The sequence below is a fragment of the Pseudomonas sp. RL_105y_Pfl2_101 genome (assembly GCF_963970585.1).
Taxonomy (GTDB): Bacteria; Pseudomonadota; Gammaproteobacteria; order Pseudomonadales; family Pseudomonadaceae; genus Aquipseudomonas.
In genome coordinates this window covers 163,426-180,085 of record NZ_CAXAPG010000010.1, presented here as the reverse complement: position 1 = coordinate 180,085, position 16,660 = coordinate 163,426, and the positions used below count along the sequence as shown (strand labels likewise).

15 protein-coding genes are annotated in these 16,660 nt (G+C 61.6%); 10 read left to right on the top strand and 5 right to left on the bottom strand.

What is annotated here, in order from left to right; all coding sequences use genetic code 11:
- Positions 1 to 109 precede the first annotated feature (109 nt).
- Positions 110 to 1,171, top strand: coding sequence for an AraC family transcriptional regulator (locus tag AACY31_RS14355; protein ID WP_339480451.1), 1,062 nt, complete (start codon positions 110 to 112; stop codon positions 1,169 to 1,171).
- Here AACY31_RS14355 and AACY31_RS14350 read toward each other — a convergent pair.
- Positions 1,128 to 2,582, bottom strand: a complete 1,455-nt coding sequence (locus AACY31_RS14350; protein WP_339480450.1) for a TrkH family potassium uptake protein — start codon at positions 2,580 to 2,582, stop codon at positions 1,128 to 1,130. The two genes, AACY31_RS14355 and AACY31_RS14350, sit on opposite strands and share 44 nt — an antisense overlap.
- Before the next feature lie 161 nt (positions 2,583 to 2,743).
- Between AACY31_RS14350 and AACY31_RS14345 the strand changes: the two genes are divergently transcribed.
- Positions 2,744 to 3,307: an NAD(P)H nitroreductase gene (locus AACY31_RS14345; protein ID WP_339480448.1), complete on the top strand. Its 564-nt coding sequence runs from the start codon at positions 2,744 to 2,746 to the stop codon at positions 3,305 to 3,307.
- Positions 3,308 to 3,453: 146 nt separating this feature from the next.
- Here AACY31_RS14345 and AACY31_RS14340 read toward each other — a convergent pair whose 3' ends face one another.
- The 4 genes from AACY31_RS14340 to AACY31_RS14325 all read right to left on the bottom strand — a co-directional run bounded on the left by AACY31_RS14340 (position 3,454) and on the right by AACY31_RS14325 (position 6,288).
- Entirely contained in the window at positions 3,454 to 4,647 is a 1,194-nt protein-coding gene (locus AACY31_RS14340; protein ID WP_339480446.1) for an amino acid aminotransferase, read from the bottom strand.
- Complete coding sequence (locus AACY31_RS14335; RefSeq protein WP_003184087.1) at positions 4,647 to 5,003, bottom strand: 4a-hydroxytetrahydrobiopterin dehydratase; 357 nt, start codon at positions 5,001 to 5,003, stop codon at positions 4,647 to 4,649. Before AACY31_RS14335 ends, AACY31_RS14340 begins: the two co-directional genes overlap by 1 nt.
- A gap of 98 nt (positions 5,004 to 5,101) precedes the next feature.
- Positions 5,102 to 5,887 (bottom strand): phenylalanine 4-monooxygenase, encoded by a 786-nt coding sequence (phhA, locus tag AACY31_RS14330; protein ID WP_339480444.1) that lies wholly within the window; start codon positions 5,885 to 5,887, stop codon positions 5,102 to 5,104.
- Between the two features lie 146 nt (positions 5,888 to 6,033).
- On the bottom strand, positions 6,034 to 6,288 hold the full coding sequence (locus tag AACY31_RS14325; RefSeq protein WP_339504648.1) for a hypothetical protein: 255 nt from the start codon (positions 6,286 to 6,288) through the stop codon (positions 6,034 to 6,036).
- Positions 6,289 to 6,329: 41 nt separating this feature from the next.
- On the opposite strand from AACY31_RS14325, the gene AACY31_RS14320 reads away from it, so the two are divergent.
- The 8 genes from AACY31_RS14320 (at position 6,330) to AACY31_RS14285 (ending at position 16,565) form a co-directional block, all read left to right on the top strand.
- Positions 6,330 to 7,889 carry a sigma-54-dependent transcriptional regulator gene (locus AACY31_RS14320; RefSeq protein ID WP_339480439.1) on the top strand — a complete coding sequence of 520 codons (1,560 nt, stop codon included), beginning with the start codon at positions 6,330 to 6,332 and terminating at the stop codon, positions 7,887 to 7,889.
- 248 nt (positions 7,890 to 8,137) lie between these two features.
- Complete coding sequence (locus tag AACY31_RS14315) at positions 8,138 to 8,875, top strand: flagellar basal body rod protein FlgF (protein ID WP_253472393.1); 738 nt, start codon at positions 8,138 to 8,140, stop codon at positions 8,873 to 8,875.
- 49 nt (positions 8,876 to 8,924) lie between these two features.
- Entirely contained in the window at positions 8,925 to 9,710 is a 786-nt protein-coding gene (flgG, locus tag AACY31_RS14310; RefSeq protein WP_053146447.1) for a flagellar basal-body rod protein FlgG, read from the top strand.
- A gap of 72 nt (positions 9,711 to 9,782) precedes the next feature.
- On the top strand, positions 9,783 to 10,478 hold the full coding sequence (gene flgH, locus AACY31_RS14305) for a flagellar basal body L-ring protein FlgH (RefSeq protein WP_207966010.1): 696 nt from the start codon (positions 9,783 to 9,785) through the stop codon (positions 10,476 to 10,478).
- A gap of 42 nt (positions 10,479 to 10,520) precedes the next feature.
- A complete protein-coding gene (locus AACY31_RS14300; RefSeq protein WP_339480493.1) occupies positions 10,521 to 11,594 on the top strand; it encodes a flagellar basal body P-ring protein FlgI in 1,074 nt (357 codons plus the stop codon).
- Positions 11,595 to 11,604: 10 nt separating this feature from the next.
- On the top strand, positions 11,605 to 12,909 hold the full coding sequence (gene flgJ / locus AACY31_RS14295; RefSeq protein WP_339504646.1) for a flagellar assembly peptidoglycan hydrolase FlgJ: 1,305 nt from the start codon (positions 11,605 to 11,607) through the stop codon (positions 12,907 to 12,909).
- 10 nt (positions 12,910 to 12,919) lie between these two features.
- Entirely contained in the window at positions 12,920 to 14,986 is a 2,067-nt protein-coding gene (gene flgK, locus AACY31_RS14290) for a flagellar hook-associated protein FlgK (RefSeq protein ID WP_339504644.1), read from the top strand.
- Positions 14,987 to 14,999: 13 nt separating this feature from the next.
- Positions 15,000 to 16,565 (top strand): flagellar hook-associated protein 3, encoded by a 1,566-nt coding sequence (locus tag AACY31_RS14285; RefSeq protein ID WP_339480422.1) that lies wholly within the window; start codon positions 15,000 to 15,002, stop codon positions 16,563 to 16,565.
- Positions 16,566 to 16,660: the final 95 nt, after the last annotated feature.

The window sequence follows — 16,660 nt, the reverse complement described above, 5'->3', positions numbered from 1 at the left end:
CACTCAAGTCTAGAGTGATCATTTGCAGCGGCCAGTGACAATCAGCGCCACTTTAGTATCCTTCGCAAATCCAGCCGTATCCTGCGGCTCGTCATGCAAGTAAATCGTCATGAACGAACGAACGACTTCTTCGAGCTGGGCGATGGGGATTGTCAAGGCGTTGGAAATGGACGGCCTGGATTGTCGGATGCTGTTCAAGCAACTGGGGCTGGACTTTGATGCGCTGGACGATCCGGATGCACGGTTCCCCCAGGACTCGATGACGCGGCTCTGGCAACGGGCGGTGGAATTGTCCGGTAACCCGGCCATTGGCTTGAACATGGGTAAAGTGGTGCGCCCGGCCTCGTTCCATGTGGCGGGCTACGCCTTGATGTCCAGTCGCACGCTGGTGGAGGGTTTCCAGCGACTGGTGCGATACCAGCGGATTATTGCCGAAAGCGCCGACTTGAGTTTTCGTCGATTGGAAGAGGGCTACGGGCTGATCCTGACGGTGCATGGCGACCATTTGCCCCCCACTCGGCAAAGTGCCGAAGCGTCCCTGGCCTGTGCGTTGGCTCTGTGCAACTGGCTGACCGGACGTACCTTGCAGCCAGTAAAAGTGCTGTTCCAAGGCACCGAACCCCTGGACCAGACGCCTTATCAGCGAGCCTTCTGCGCGCCGCTGGTGTTCGGTGCGCCTTATGACGCGCTGATTTTTGAACAGGCCGACATGGAGGCGCCGCTGCCGACGGCGAACGAAGCCATGGCGCAGTTGCATGACCGGTTTGCCGGCGAGTACCTCGCGCGTTTTTCGGAAAGCCGTGTGACCCACAAGGCGCGACAAGTGTTGTGCCGACTGTTGCCCCAAGGCGAGCCCAAGCGTGACATGGTCGCGCAGACGCTGCACCTGTCGCAGCGCACCTTGCAGCGGCGCTTGCAGGAAGAGGGCACCAGTTTCCAGCGATTGCTTGAGGACACTCGTCGCGAACTGGCCGAGCAGTACCTGGCGCAGCCGGGCATGACGCTGCTGGAAGTCGCCTATCTGCTGGGGTTTGCTGACCCGAGCAATTTTTTCCGGGCTTTCCGCCGCTGGTTCGACACCACGCCTGGCGAATACCGGGCACGGTTGGCGAGCCAGCCTGAAGCGGTCAGTGACGCCAGAACGCCGGGATACACAGCACGAACACCGTGATGATCTCCAGTCGGCCCAGCAGCATGCCTCCTGACAGAATCCACTTGGCCGCGTTCGGCAGCGGTGCGAAGTTGCCGGACGGCCCGATGGTTTCCCCCAACCCCGGGCCGACGCCGGACACGGTACTGGCCGCACCGGTCAGCGCCGTCATCCATTCCACACCCAGCAGCGACAGCAGCAGGGCGATCACGCAGATGGTGATGGCGAAGAAGAACGAGAACGTAAGGATCGAGCGCACGATCTCTTCGTCGAGGCGATGACCGTTGTATTTCTGCTTGATCACCGCGCGGGGGTGGATCAGTTGATTAAGGTTGGCCCGCAGCAGGATGTAGGCGACCTGGAAGCGGAAGATCTTGATGCCGCCGGCTGTCGAGCCTGAACAACCGCCGACGAACCCCAGGTAGAAAAACAGCATCAGCGAAAAATTGCCCCACAGGCTGTAATCGCCTAGGGAGAAACCGCTGGTGGTGACGATGGACGTCACGTTCAGTGCCACGTGCCGCAGCGCCTCCAGCCAATGCAGGTCGGTGGTCGCCCAATACCAGGTGCCGAGCACCAGCCAGGTCACCAGCAACACCCCGATGAGCCCCTGGACCTGCTGGTCCTTGATCAGCGCTCGGTGATTGCCTCGCAACATCGAAACGTACAGGGCAAACGGCAGGCTGCCGAGGATCATGATGACGATAATGACCCAGTGCACCGCCGGCTGGGTCCACTTGGCCAGGGATTGGTCCGAGGTGGAAAAACCGCCGGTGGAGATCGCCGACATTGCATGGTTGATGGCATCGAACAGGCTCATCCCGGCCCACCAGAGCGCCAGGGTGCCGAGAATGGTGATGCCCACGTAGGACGCCACGATCAGCCGCGCCACCATGTGGGAACGGGGCATGACTTTTTCCGAGCGGTCCGACGATTCGGTCTGGAACAGCCGCATGCCACCAATACGCAGCAAGGGCAGGATCGCCACCGCCATGCCGATGAAGCCGATACCGCCGAGCCAGTGCAGCAGCGAGCGCCACATCAGGATGCCCGGGGACATGGTGTCCAGGCCACTGAGGACGGTGGCGCCGGTGGCGGTGATGCCAGACATGCTTTCGAAAAACGAGTCGGTGTAGCTGATCTTCTGGGTCAGCAGGAATGGCAACGCGGCAAAGATACATACCACCAGCCAACTGCTGACGGTCAGCAAGTACATGTCGCGCGGGCGCAGGTGGATGTGTTCCGGCCGTCCGGGAAGCACCAGGGCCAGGCCGGCGAGGAAGGTGATCATGCTCGACCAGAGGAACGACGGCAGGTCGCCGGTGCGCTCGAAGACCATCAGGGTGGCCATGGGCACGACCATGAAGATCGCCAGGGTGATCAGGAAGATGCCGATGATGAAACCAATGATCCGCAGGGTCGGCAACGCCATGAAGTCCGCTCAGGCTGAAAGGGAAGGGCGCCATTCTACCTGCGACAAGCGTCCTGTAAACCGGCACCCGGCGCCGAGTGGGCGCCGAGTCGTGGAATTTGCGCTAACGAACTCGCCGCACAGCCACTAGAATAGCCGGACATTTTTTCAGGAGGTGGCCGATGCAGGCTCTCGACGCTTTGCTCAATCGTGTTTCCGTTCCGCGCCTGGTGGACCCGGCCCCCACGCCGGAACAGCGCGAACTCATGTTCGCCGCAGCGATGCGGGCGCCGGATCACGGCCAGTTGCGGCCATGGCGGTTTCTGACGGTCGAAGGGCAGGCGCGGCATCGCATGGGCGAACTGCTGGCCGAAGCAGCGCGGTTCAATGACCCGCTGGTAGCGGAAGCCGTCGTGGAAAAGGCCCTCAACGGCCCATTGCGTGCGCCCCTGGTCGTGGTGGTGATTGCCCGTTTGCAGGACCATTTCAAAATCCCAAAATCCGAGCAACTGTTGGCGGCTGGCTGCGCGGCCCATGGCATCTTGTTGGCGGCATATGCCCAAGGGGTTGGCGGCGTGTGGCGCACCGGCGAACTGGTGTATTCGCCGCATGTGGCCAGGGGGCTTGGCCTTGAAGACGGGGAAGAGGTGATCGGTTTCCTTTACCTGGGCACGCCGCAGAAAGAAGCACGTACCGCACCGCAGGTGGAAACCGCAGAATTTGTCAGCGCGTGGACAGGTCTGTAGGAGCTGCCGAGCGAAGCGAGGCTGCGATCGTTCCCCAGACACTTGAGTCTCAAGCGAAAGATCAAAATATCGCAGGCTTCGCCAGCGCCTACAGAACCAAGCGGGAGCAAGCTCCCTCGCCACACCATCAACAGCCTACGGTGGTGTTATTTACACGCATCCGCAATCGCCTCGGCCAGCAGGTCCAGGCGCGTGGCGTCGATGCCGGCCACGTTGGCCCGGCCGGTGCCGACCATGTAGACACTGTGGCGCTCGCGCAGGTGCTTGACCTGTTCTGGCGTCAGGCCGGTGTAGGAGAACATCCCGCGTTGTACGCCGATATGGGCGAAGCGCTCGCGCAAGCCATGGGGTTCGAGGGCCTCCAGCAAGCCGCTGCGCAATTGCGCGATGCGCAGGCGCATGGCCTGGACTTCATCGGCCCACAGGCTCTTGAGTTCCGGGTTGCCGAGAATGGTCGCGACCACGGCCGCACCATGATCCGGCGGTGTCGACCACAGGTTGCGGGCGATGTTTGCCAGTTGGCTGCGGATGTCCACCAGCTTCTCGGCATCCCGGGCACAGACGATCAACGCACCGGTACGATCGCAGTAGAGGCCGAAGTTCTTCGAGCAGGAACTGGTGACCAGCACTTCCGGCAGGGCTTGGGCAAACAGCCGGACCGCCCAGGCGTCCTGCTCCAAGCCATCGCCGAAGCCCTGGTAGGCGAAGTCGATCAGTGGCAGCAGGTCGCGGTTGCGCACCACCTCCAACACCTGGTGCCATTGCTCATGGGACAGGTCGAACCCGGTGGGGTTGTGGCAACAGGCGTGCAGCAGCACCACATCACCTTTGGGCGCCTGGTTCAGGGTCGCCAGCATCGCTTCGAAATCCAGGCGATTATCAGCGCCCACGTAAGGGTAATGACTGGCCTTGACCCCGGCCGCGGCAAAGATGGTTTCATGGATCGGCCAGGTCGGGTTGCTCAGCCATACGCCACGCCCCGGCAGGCATTGGGCGATGAAGTCGGCACTCAGGCGCAGCGCCCCGGTGCCACCCGGTGTCTGGGTGGCGCCGGCACGTTTTGCGCTGATCAGCGGTGAGTCGGCGCCCAGCACCAGCTCGTTGATCAATTGGCCGAATGCAGCGTCGCCATGGCCGCCGATGTAGGTCTTGGTGGTCTGGCGATCCACCAGCCGTTGTTCAGCTTGCTTCACTGACTGAAGAATCGGCGTCAGGCCCTGGGCATCCTTGTAGACACCCACGCCCAGGTCGAACTTGCTCGGGTTGGCGTCCGCCCCGTAGGCCTCCATCAGGCCGAGGATCGGGTCGCCGGGTACCCGGCCGATGGCATCGAAATGCATTACTTGCGGCCCTCGGCGGTCTTGGCCACGTCATCGGTGCGGGCGGCCATGATGAAGTCGTTGCGGTGCAGGCCCTTGATGGAGTGGCTCCACCAGGTCACGGTGACTTTGCCCCACTCGGTGAGCAGGCCTGGGTGGTGGCCTTCGGCCTCGGAGATTTCACCAACGGCATTGGTGAACGCCAGGGCGTGCTTGAAGTTCTTGAACAGGAAGACTTTTTCCAGCTGCATCACGCCGTCGCGCACTTCAATGTTCCAGTCGGGGATCTGCTTGATCAGCACCGGCAGTTCTTCGTCGCTGACTTGTGGGGCATCGGCGCGGCAGGCTTCGCAATGGGCTTGGTTCAGAGTGTTCATGGTGTGTTCCTGAATCGAATATTTGAAAACGTCGATGCACCCACGCTAAAGCAAAGCTGCGCTGTGCAACAGACTCAATTGAGATTAAAAGACGCGGTTCACGCCGCCTTTGGTGGGAATTTCGGGGCGTGCAAGCCCAGTTCCCGCCCGCGCTTGACCATGCCCATGATGTCTTCGTGGGCCAGGTCAAACAGGCGCTTGAGCTCGGGGAGTACGAAATACACCGGTTGCAGGATGTCGATGCGATACGGCGTGCGCATGGCTTCCAGCGGGTCGAAAGCTTGATGCTCCGGCTCGTCCGACAGGCAGTAAACGGTTTCCTTGGGCGAAGACAGGATGCCGCCACCGTAGATGCGCCGGCCCTGCGGGGTCTGCACCAGGCCGAACTCGATGGTCATCCAATACAGGCGCGCCAAGTAGACGCGTTCTTCCTTGGACGCCTGTAGGCCGAGTTTGCCGTAGGTGTGGGTGAATTCGGCAAACCAGGGGTTGGTCAGCAATGGGCAGTGGCCGAAGATCTCGTGGAAAATGTCCGGCTCTTGCAGGTAATCCAGCTCTTGCCGGGTACGAATGAAGGTCGCCACCGGGAACTGCTTGCTGGCGAGCAATTCGAAGAAGGTCTGGAAGGGGATCAACGCCGGCACCCGGGCGACTTGCCAGCCCGTGGTCTCACCCAGCACCTGGTTGATTTCGCCCAGTTGCGGGATACGGTCGTGGGGCAGGCCAAGCTTGTCGATGCCGTCCAGGTATTCCTGGCACGCACGGCCTTCGATGACTTTCAGCTGGCGGGTGATCAGCGTGTTCCACACCGCATGTTCTTCGACGGTGTAGTGGATAAAACCTTGCGCATCGGGCTCGCGGGCCACGTACTGCGTCTGCTTCATGCTGCTCTCCTGCTGATTTCCCTCGGGGGGAAGACGTGTTGTTGTTATGTCCAGCGATGTATTAGAGATAGCTCGAAGCAGCGGTATGCGCATCGGCTTGGCGGCGATGGATCGGACGACCGAAGGGTTAGTTCGTAAAGTTTTCGTTACGTTTTGGCGGGAGGTACGATGTTGTTGGGTTTTTCAGCTGGGAAAAGGCCTGCATCTGTCACATAATCTTGACGATTATTTGTACCATCCAGCAGAAAAACGATGGTGAGGGCGTGTGCTCCCCGCCGGGCTGCGCCGTAGGAGCTGCCGAAGGCTGCGATCTTTTGATCTTGATCTTTCGCTCGAGATTCAACTGCCAGGGAAAAGATCGCAGCCTCGCTTCGCTCGGTAGCTCCAACAAGCGGGAACAAGCTCGCTTACCACGAATTTCTACTACACATCGGGCCTTTTCATGCGCATCAAAGTCCATTGCCAGAATCGCATCGGCATCCTGCGGGACATCCTCAATCTGTTGGTGGAGTACGGCATCAACGTCGCCCGGGGGGAGGTCGGTGGCGAGCAGGGCAACGCGATTTACCTGCACTGCCCAAACCTGATCAACATCCAGTTCCAGGCGCTGCGTCCGAAATTCGAGGGCATTGCCGGGGTATTTGGCGTCAAGCGTGTAGGGCTGATGCCCAGTGAGCGTCGGCACATGGAACTCAACGCCTTGCTCGGCGCTTTGGAGTTCCCGGTGCTGTCCATCGACATGGGCGGCTCCATCGTTGCGGCCAACCGGGCGGCGGCGCAGTTGCTAGGGGTGCGAGTGGACGAGGTGCCGGGGATTCCCTTGTCCCGCTACGCCGAGGATTTCGACTTGCCGGAACTGGTGCGGGCCAACCAGTCGCGCATCAATGGCCTGCGGGTCAAGGTCAAGGGCGATGTGTTCCTGGCCGACATCGCGCCACTGCAATCGGAGCACGACGACAGCGAAGCCATGGCCGGTGCGGTGTTGACGCTGCACCGGGCCGACCGGGTGGGCGAACGTATCTATAACGTGCGCAAGCAGGAGTTGCGCGGCTTCGACAGTATTTTCCAGAGCTCGAAAGTGATGGCGGCGGTGGTCCGTGAGGCCCGGCGCATGGCACCGCTGGACGCGCCGCTATTGATAGAAGGCGAAACCGGTACTGGCAAGGAGCTGCTGGCTCGCGCTTGCCATTTGGCGAGCCCGCGCGGGCAATCACCCTTGATGGCGCTCAACTGTGCCGGGCTGCCCGAGTCCATGGCCGAGACTGAGCTGTTCGGCTACGGCCCGGGTGCCTTCGAAGGTGCTCGGGCCGAAGGTAAGCTCGGCCTGCTGGAGCTGACTGCCGGGGGGACGCTGTTCCTCGACGGGGTAGGGGAAATGAGCCCGCGGCTGCAAGTGAAACTGCTGCGCTTTTTGCAAGACGGTTGCTTTCGGCGTGTCGGCAGCGATGAAGAGGTCTACCTGGACGTCAGGGTCATCTGCGCCACCCAGGTCGATTTGTCCGAACTCTGCGCCCGGGGAGAGTTCCGTCAGGATTTGTACCACCGCTTGAACGTCCTTTCCTTGCACATCCCACCGCTGCGCGAATGCCTCGATGGCTTGGCGCCGCTGGTGGAACATTTCCTCGACCAGGCCAGTCGCCAGATCGGCTGCGCGTTGCCCAAGCTGGCTCCGGCGGCGATGGACCGCCTCAGTCACTACCATTGGCCGGGCAATGTTCGGCAGTTGGAAAACGTGCTGTTCCAGGCCGTTTCCCTGTGCGACGGCGGCACGGTCAAGGCCGAGCATATTCGCCTGCCGGACTATGGCGTGCGCCAACCCCTTGGCGATTTTTCCCTTGAGGGTGGGTTGGACGAGATCGTCGGACGCTTCGAGAAAGCAGTGTTGGAACGCCTGTACTCCGAGCATCCCAGCAGCCGGCAACTGGGCAAGCGGCTGGGGGTTTCCCATACGACCATTGCCAACAAGTTGCGCGAGTATGAGGTCGGTAAGACTGAGTCGTAGCTATTTATCTATTGTGTTTTGCTGGCCTCATCGCGAGCAGTGGCCATTATTCAAGGACAAGCATTGCCACCAACCGGCACGACACCGCCGGTTTTTCGTCTTCGATACATTTGCAGAACGCCTTCCAGAACCTCCAAGCCCTTTGTTTGTCGGGCCCATCAGCGCCAGAAAAAAGTTGGTCTGCAAATTGCTTGAGGCTGTGCAACACAGCAGTGGGCGGCAAACGTCCGGCATGCAGAGGAACGACAGTGGACAAGTACCTATATGTGGCAATGACCGGCGCCAGCCAGAACGCACTGGCGCAGCGGGCCCATGCCAACAACCTGGCGAACATCTCCACCAATGGTTTTCAGAAAGACCTGGAGCAGGCACGTTCGATGCCAGTGTTCGGCGACAGCTTTCCGGCGCGGGCCTTTGCCCTGTCCGAACGGCCGGCGACTGATTTCACTCCGGGTGCACTGGTGGAAACCGGCCGCGACCTCGACGTGGCGGTCAGTGGGCCGGGCTGGATGGCCGTGCAGAACCCCGATGGCGGTGAAAGCTACGTGCGCACCGGCAGCCTCAATGTTGATGCCCTGGGCGTGCTGCGCGCCGGCAACGGCATGCCGGTGATGGGCAACGGCGGTCCGATCGCCGTGCCGCCAGAGCAGAAAATAGAAATCGGTCAGGACGGCACCATCAGCATCCGCGCCATGGGCGAAGGCCCGCGGGTGATGGCTGAAGTGGACCGCATCAAGCTGGTCAACCCGGACCTCAAGAACATGACCAAGGGCCTGGATGGTTCGATCCGGACCAAGGACGGCCAGGCGGCGCCCATCGATGCCAACGTGCAGTTGGTGTCGGGCTTCCAGGAAGCGAGCAACGTCAATGCCGTGGATGAAATGACCTCGGTGCTGGCCCTGGCCAAGCAGTTCGAGCTTCACGTCAAGATGATGAACACCGCCAAAGAAGGCGACGAGGCCATGGCTCGGGTCTTGCAGATCTAACCATTAACTAAAGCGTCGCGCCGAAAAACAGGCGTACGAGGAGAATCGAATGCTTCCGGCTCTATGGGTTGCCAAAACAGGTCTGTCCGCCCAGGACACCAACCTGACGACCATTTCCAACAACCTGGCGAACGTTTCGACCACGGGTTTCAAGCGTGATCGGGCCGAGTTCCAGGACCTGCTGTATCAGGTAAAACGCCAGCCTGGCGCCCAGTCGACCCAGGACAGCGAATTGCCGTCGGGCCTGCAAGTGGGTACCGGTGTGCGCATCGTCGGCACGCAGAAAAACTTCAACGCCGGCAGCCTGCAAACCACCGAGCAGCCGCTGGACATGGCCATCGACGGTCGCGGTTTCTTCCAGATTCTGCAGCCGGACGGCACCACGTCTTACACCCGTGACGGTACGTTCCACCTCGACTCCAACGGCCAGATCGTCAACGCCAGCGGTTTCGCCCTGGAGCCGGCCATCATCATTCCGAACGATGCCCAGACCTTTACCGTGGGCCGTGACGGCACCGTGTCCATCACCGTGGCGGGCAACCCGGCCGCTCAGGTGATCGGCAACCTGCAGACCGCCGACTTCATCAACCCGGCCGGCCTGCAAGCGGTGGGCAACAACCTGTTCCTGGAAACCGCCGCCAGTGGCGCGCCGCAAGTCGGCACCCCGGGCCTGAACGGTTTCGGCACCACGCTGCAGAACACCCTGGAAACGTCCAACGTGAGCACTGTCGAGGAGATGGTCAACATGATCACCACCCAGCGCGCCTACGAGATGAACTCCAAGGTGATCTCCACCGCCGACCAGATGCTCTCGTTCGTTACGCAGAATCTGTAATCACGTCGCAACGTCCGTCATTACGTAGACAGGGCGGCCCCAGGGTCGCCTGCAACACCAAGAGGTAGGGTCATGAAACGCTTCGTATCTGTTCTGGCACTGAGTGGGATCACCGCGCTCGCGGGCTGTGTCGCGCCGACACCCAGGCCCAATGACCCGTACTACGCTCCGGTGTTGCCGCGCACGCCGTTGCCGGCTGCCGCCAACAATGGCTCGATCTACCAGGCCGGTTTCGAGCAGAACCTGTACAGCGACCGCAAGGCCTTCCGGGTCGGTGACATCATCACTATCACCCTGAACGAGCGGACCCAGGCCAGCAAGAACGCCAACTCGCAGATCGACAAGACCAGCGAAACCAGCGTCGGCCTGACCTCGCTGTTCGGCTCCAGCCTGACCACCAACAACCCGATCGGTGGCGGCGACCTGAGCCTCAACGCCGGCTACGGCTCCGACCGGGCCACCAAGGGCGACAGCAAGTCCGGGCAGAGCAATAGCCTGACCGGCTCGATCACCGTGACCGTCGCCGATGTGCTGCCCAACGGCATCATTGTCGTGCGCGGCGAGAAGTGGCTGACCCTCAACACCGGTGACGAACTGGTGCGCATCGCTGGCATGGTTCGCGCCGACGACATCGCCACCGACAACACCGTTTCGTCCACCCGCGTGGCCGATGCGCGCATCACCTATTCGGGCACCGGTGCCTTTGCCGATGCGAGTCAGCCAGGCTGGTTCGACCGTTTCTTCCTCAGCCCGAAGTTCCCTTTCTAGGTGGCCCCGTTGAATCTTAAGCAGCTGTTGATCGGTGCCCTGATGATGTCCGCAGCCTTTACCGCTCAGGCCGAGCGTTTGAAGGACATCGCCAGCATTTCCGGCGTGCGTTCCAACCAGTTGATCGGCTACGGCCTGGTCGTGGGCCTGAACGGCACCGGTGACCAGACCACCCAGACCCCGTTCACCTTGCAGACCTTCAACAACATGTTGTCGCAGTTCGGTATCAAGGTGCCGGCCGGCTCTGGCAACGTGCAGTTGAAGAACGTCGCGGCGGTGTCGGTCAGTGCCGATCTGCCGGCGTTCGCCAAGCCTGGCCAGCAGGTGGATATCACCGTTTCGTCCATCGGTAACTCCAAGAGCCTGCGTGGCGGCACCCTGCTGCTGACGCCGCTCAAGGGGATCGACGGCAACGTCTACGCCATCGCCCAGGGTAACCTGGTGGTCGGCGGTTTTGATGCCGAGGGGCGCGACGGTTCGAAGATCACCGTCAACGTTCCGTCGGCCGGTCGCATCCCTGGCGGTGCGTCGGTGGAGCGTGCGGTGCCGAGCGGTTTCAACCAGGGCAACAGCCTGACGCTGAACCTCAACCGTTCCGACTTCACCACCGCCAAGCGTATCGTCGACAAGATCAACGACATGCTCGGCCCAGGCGTGGCCCAGGCCCTCGACGGTGGTTCGGTGCGCGTCACGGCGCCGCTGGATCCGAGCCAGCGGGTCGACTACCTGTCGATCCTGGAAAACCTTGAGGTCGACCCGGGCCAGGCGGTGGCGAAAGTCATCATCAACTCGCGTACCGGCACCATCGTGATCGGCCAGAACGTCAAGGTGTCTCCGGCCGCCGTGACCCACGGCAGCCTGACCGTGACCATCACCGAAGACCCGATCGTCAGCCAGCCGGGGCCGCTGTCCAACGGCCAGACCGCCGTGGTGCCGCGCTCGCGAGTCAATGCCGAGCAGGAAGCCAAGCCGATGTTCAAGTTCGGTCCGGGCACTACCCTGGATGAAATCGTCCGGGCGGTGAACCAGGTCGGCGCGGCGCCGGGCGACTTGATGGCGATCCTCGAAGCCTTGAAGCAGGCCGGCGCGTTGCAAGCCGACCTCATCGTGATTTGAGGGGCGAGCCATGGATATGCGCAAGGGCGCTTTGATCAGCGGGGACTCGGGTTCCTACTCGGACCTGAACCGCTTGAACCAGCTCAAGGTCGGCGACAAGAACAGCGACAGCAACCTGCGTAAAGTGGCGCAGGAGTTCGAGTCGCTGTTCCTCGGCGAAATGCTCAAGTCCATGCGCTCGGCCACCGAGGCCTTGGGCAAGGACAATCCGATGAACACGCCAGAAGCCAAGCAGTACCAGGAGATGTACGACCAGCAGTTGGCCGTTTCCATGTCCCGCGAAGGCGGTGGTATTGGCCTGGCCGATGTGCTGCTGCGCCAGATGTCCAAGAACAAGCCACTGGCCCCCGGCGAGGCGGCAACCTTGTCGGCTGCCAAGCAACAAGAGGCGCTGGACAAGGTCGCCAAGGCGCCAGTGCCGACACCGCTGGGTGCCGGGACCCTGCCCACCGACGGCCCGTTGTCGCGTATCAGTGGCCAGCGGCCGTTGTGGGCTTCGCGGGCCGTGAGTGCGCCGCAAGGGGCCGAGGGTGTCCACCGCAACGACATGGAATTGCTCAACCAGCGCCGCTTGGCCCTGCCACCGAAACTGGCCGACCGCCTGCTCGCCGGGCTGGTGCCTTCGGCGGCGGTCAATGCCGATGTGCCTGCGCAGAACGTCCTGACGGATCGCGCCATCGGCGCCGTCAAACCGGCCACTGGCGACCTGGCCAATGGCGACTGGTTGGCCGCACTCAAGGCCGCCGAGCCGAAAGGCGACATGCAGGTCTATGGCCGCGCCGTGGCACAGCCACCGTTGGCGCCGGCGCGCAAAGCCTTCCGCGATGCCGATGAATTCATCAATGCCATGTTGCCAATGGCCAAGGAAGCGGCCGACCGCATTGGCCTCGACCCGCGTTACCTGGTGGCCCAGGCCGCCCTGGAAACCGGTTGGGGCAAATCGGTCATGCGCCAGCCCGATGGCGGCAGCAGTCACAACCTGTTCGGTATCAAGGCCAGCGCCAATTGGAAGGGCGATTCGGCCCGGGCGATCACCAGCGAATTCCGCAATGGCGCGATGGTCAAGGAGACGGCCGAGTTCCGTTCCTACGCCTCGTACCGCGACAGTTTCCATGACTTGGTCAACCTGCTGCAAAGCAACAGTCGCTATCAAGATGTACTGAAGTCGGCCGATAACCCAGAACAGTTTGTACGCGAGTTGCAGAAAGCCGGTTACGCCACCGATCCGCACTACGCCAGCAAGATTTCGAACATAGCCCGGCAGATGACGAGTTACCAAAACTACGCTTCTGCAGGCGCCACCACGACTTTATAAGGTCTGAACCATGAGTTTGCTCAATATAGGGATGTCGGGTCTGTCAGCAAGCCAGACTGCGTTGGTGACCACGGGTAACAACATTGCCAACGTCGACACCGCCGGTTATTCGCGCCAGCAGACCGTGCAGACCACCAAGGCCTCGAACCAATACGGCAACGTGTTCATCGGTTCCGGCACGACCCTGGCCGATGTGCGTCGGGTGTATAACGCCTTCCTTGAAGCACAACTGAAAACCACCACGTCGCTCAACAGTGACGCGGCGGCCTATCAGGGGCAGATCACGCCGCTCGACTCCCTGTTGTCGGACAGCGGCACCGGTCTCAACGGGGCGCTGACCAAGTTTTTCGCCTCGGTGCAGAACGTCAACGCCAAGCCGGGTGATGATGCATCCCGTCAGTTGCTGCTCAGCGATGCCCAGGCTCTGAGCAACCGTTTCAATTCGGTTGCTAACCAGTTGACGGAGCAGAGCCAGAACATCAATGGCAACTTGTCGAACATGGTCGACCAGGTTAATAACCTGGCGGCCACCGTTGCGCAGTTGAACAAGAAAATCGCCGAAGTCTCCAACTCCGGTGGCGCCCCCAATGACCTGCTCGATGCCCGCAGCGAAACCATTCGCCAGCTCTCGGCGTTCACCGGCACGCAGGTCGTCGAGAACGGCAGCAGCCTGGACATCTACCTGGGTTCCGGCCAACCACTGGTGATGGGCAATATCGTCAATACCCTGGAAGCGGTGCCGGACAAGAACGATCCGGGGCGTATTGGTATCCAGCTCAACAGCGGTTCCAGCTCCATGGACCTGACGTCGGTGCTCACTGGCGGCGAGATCGGTGGCCTGATGCGCTACCGCAGCACCGTGCTCGACCCGGCCATGAACGAGCTGGGTCGCGTGGCCCTGGTGGTCGCCGACCAGATGAACAGCATCCAGGCGTCAGGCATCGACATGAACGGGGCCTTCGGCTCCAACCTGTTCAGCAATATCAACAGCACTGCGCAGATGAGTCAGCGCAGCGTTGCGTCGTTGAACAACAGTGTGGGCTCCGGCAACTTCAACATCGCCATCGAAGACACCGGCAAGCTGACCACCAACGATTACAAGGTGACGTTCACCAGTGGCACGGACTACACCGTCCAGCGCCTGCCCGACGGCACCTCAATGGGCGCGTTCAACACTGCGACCACGCCGCCGCCCGTGATCGACGGTTTCTCGATGACTTTCGCCAACGGCACCGCCGCCGCCGGCGACTCGTTCAAGCTTACGCCGACCCGCAACGAGGCGGCCAACATCAAGACTGAGATGACCGACTCCAAGCGGCTTGCGATTGCTGCCCCGTTGGGCGCCGCCATCACGCCGGGCGGCAGCGGTACGCTGACCATCCCGGCCAGTGGCCAGCCGAGCATGACCACGAAGCTGGACATCTACGACGCCGCCACCACGACCATCGTCCAGAACGGCATCAAGAACTCCATGCCGGTCAAGGTGGTGTTCGGCGCGACGTCCGCCGATGGCACCAGTCAGGCGTACCAGCTGCTCGATGCCCAAGGCCTCCAGATCAGCAATGGCACGATCAAGCCCGGCGAAAGCAACACCTTGAGCCTGAGTGTTCCGCTCAAGGATGCCAGCGGTAACCCGATCATGGATTCGTCCGTGCCGGCGGTGCAACGCACCGTCACGTTCGACATGTCCATTGCCGGCGCCCCGTCCAACGGTGCCTCCATCAACGTCAGCCTCAGCCAGGCCGGCAGCCTGGACAACCGTAACGGCACTGTCCTGGCCGGCTTGCAGACTGCCAAGACCGTGGACACCGGTTCCTCCAGCAAGGGTATTTCCCTGAACGATGCCTACGGCAAGCTGGTGGAAGGCGTAGGTTCCAAGGCCGCCCAGGGCAAGCTCGACAGCGCCGCCACTGGCGCGATCCTGGACAACGCCAAGAACGCCCGCGACTCGCTGTCGGGCGTGGACCTGGATGAAGAAACCGGCAATCTGGTCAAGTTCCAGCAGTACTACACCGCGTCTTCGCAGATTATCAAGGCGGCGCAGCAAATCTTCAGCACGCTGATCAACAGTCTTTAAGGAGCCGTAGCCCATGCGCATTTCCACCTCCCAGTTTTACGAAAGCACGGCTGCGAACTACCAGAAAAACTTCGCCAACGTGGTCAAGACCAGCGAAGAAGCCAGCAGCCTGGTGCGGGTGAACACCGCAGCCGATGACCCGGTGGGGGCTTCGCGTCTGCTGCAACTGGGCACGCAAGCGTCGATGCTGGCTCAGTACGAAACCAACACCAACACCATCAAGGCGACCCTGGGCACCACTGAAGCGGTGATGACCAGCATTGGCAACGTGCTGCAGCGCGCCAAGGAATTGGCCGTCGGTGCCGGCAACGCCGGCTACACCGACGCCGATCGCCAGGCCAACGCCTCGGAGCTGGCGCAGATCGAAGAACAGCTGCTGAGCTTGATGAACAGCAAGGACGAAAACGGCAAGTACATTTTCGCCGGCTCCAAGGGCGACACCATTCCGTTCACCCGCAACAACGATGGCAGCTACAGCTATAACGGTGACCAGGTGACCCTCGACCTGCCTGTCGGCGACACCATGTCGATGGCCACCAACAGCACCGGCTGGGAAGTGTTCCAGCAGGCCGTCAACACCAGCCGCAGCCAGGTCACCCTGACCGCGCCTGCGGTGGATGATGGCCGCGTGGTGCTGTCCAACGGCCAAGTGTCGTCCAGTGTCACCTACAACAGTAAATTCCGCAGCGGCGAGCCGTACACCGTTGAATTCACCAGCGGTACGCAACTAAAAATCACCGACTCCGGCGGCAACGACGTCACCGCCGAAGCCAGTCAGGGCGGTGCTTTTGATCCCAACAGCAAAAGTGGTCAGGCGGTACAGTTCCGTGGTCTGGAACTGACCCTGAACATCAACCTGCAAACCGGTGATACCGCGGGCACTGTGTTGCCTGGCCACACCTTCACCCTGGCCGCCAAGCCGGATACTTTTGTCACGACCCGCAGCGCGGGCAACCCGACCACGGTCCAGGTCACTGGCAGCGAAATCACCGACCCGGTGGCCTATCACGCCAGTTTCCCTACCGGTTCGGCCGTATTGAAGTTCACCAGTGCCACCGATTTCGACCTCTACAGCGCGCCGCTGACCGCCAACAGCCAGCCGGTGTCCAGCGGTACCCTGGCCGGCAACGTGGCCACCGCCTCGGGTGTGAGCTTTACCCTGGACGGAACGCCTGCCGCTGACGATCAGTTCAGCATCGCGGTCAACACCCATGAGACCCAGAATATTCTGGACACTGTTAACCAGTTGAAAACCGCGTTGAGCACACCGACCAACAACGATCCGATTGCGTTGCAGAAGTTGCAGGCATCGCTGGCCTCCGGTATCGGCAACCTGGCCAGCGGCACCGATCAGTTGTCCAGCGCCTTGAGCTCGGTAGGTGGGCGTGGTCAGGCCCTGGAAACCCAAAGCGACACGAACCAGAGCCTGCTGTTGGCCAATAACCAGACTCAATCGTCGATTCGTGATTCCGATGCGGCCGAAGTGATGACTCGCCTGACCTTGCAGCAGACCATGTTGCAGGCCTCGCAACTGGCGTTCAGCAAGATCGCCCAGTTGGGTCTGTTCAACAAGATCTGAGCCGGTATCGACCGAGCCGCCAACCGTCTTTTTTTTAAGCGGTTCCGGGGCTCCGACCTGAAAAGGCCGGGGCCCGCCGCTCGAGAGTTTTAACC

Coding starts and splice junctions, on each gene's coding strand:
- AACY31_RS14355 (WP_339480451.1), top strand. CDS start 110: ATGAACGAACGAACGACTTCTTCGAGCTGGGCGATGGGGATTGTCAAG.
- AACY31_RS14350 (WP_339480450.1), bottom strand. CDS start 2,582: ATGGCGTTGCCGACCCTGCGGATCATTGGTTTCATCATCGGCATCTTC.
- AACY31_RS14345 (WP_339480448.1), top strand. CDS start 2,744: ATGCAGGCTCTCGACGCTTTGCTCAATCGTGTTTCCGTTCCGCGCCTG.
- AACY31_RS14340 (WP_339480446.1), bottom strand. CDS start 4,647: ATGCATTTCGATGCCATCGGCCGGGTACCCGGCGACCCGATCCTCGGC.
- AACY31_RS14335 (WP_003184087.1), bottom strand. CDS start 5,003: ATGAACACTCTGAACCAAGCCCATTGCGAAGCCTGCCGCGCCGATGCC.
- phhA (WP_339480444.1), bottom strand. CDS start 5,887: ATGAAGCAGACGCAGTACGTGGCCCGCGAGCCCGATGCGCAAGGTTTT.
- AACY31_RS14320 (WP_339480439.1), top strand. CDS start 6,330: ATGCGCATCAAAGTCCATTGCCAGAATCGCATCGGCATCCTGCGGGAC.
- flgG (WP_053146447.1), top strand. CDS start 8,925: ATGCTTCCGGCTCTATGGGTTGCCAAAACAGGTCTGTCCGCCCAGGAC.
- flgH (WP_207966010.1), top strand. CDS start 9,783: ATGAAACGCTTCGTATCTGTTCTGGCACTGAGTGGGATCACCGCGCTC.
- AACY31_RS14300 (WP_339480493.1), top strand. CDS start 10,521: ATGATGTCCGCAGCCTTTACCGCTCAGGCCGAGCGTTTGAAGGACATC.
- flgJ (WP_339504646.1), top strand. CDS start 11,605: ATGGATATGCGCAAGGGCGCTTTGATCAGCGGGGACTCGGGTTCCTAC.
- flgK (WP_339504644.1), top strand. CDS start 12,920: ATGAGTTTGCTCAATATAGGGATGTCGGGTCTGTCAGCAAGCCAGACT.
- AACY31_RS14285 (WP_339480422.1), top strand. CDS start 15,000: ATGCGCATTTCCACCTCCCAGTTTTACGAAAGCACGGCTGCGAACTAC.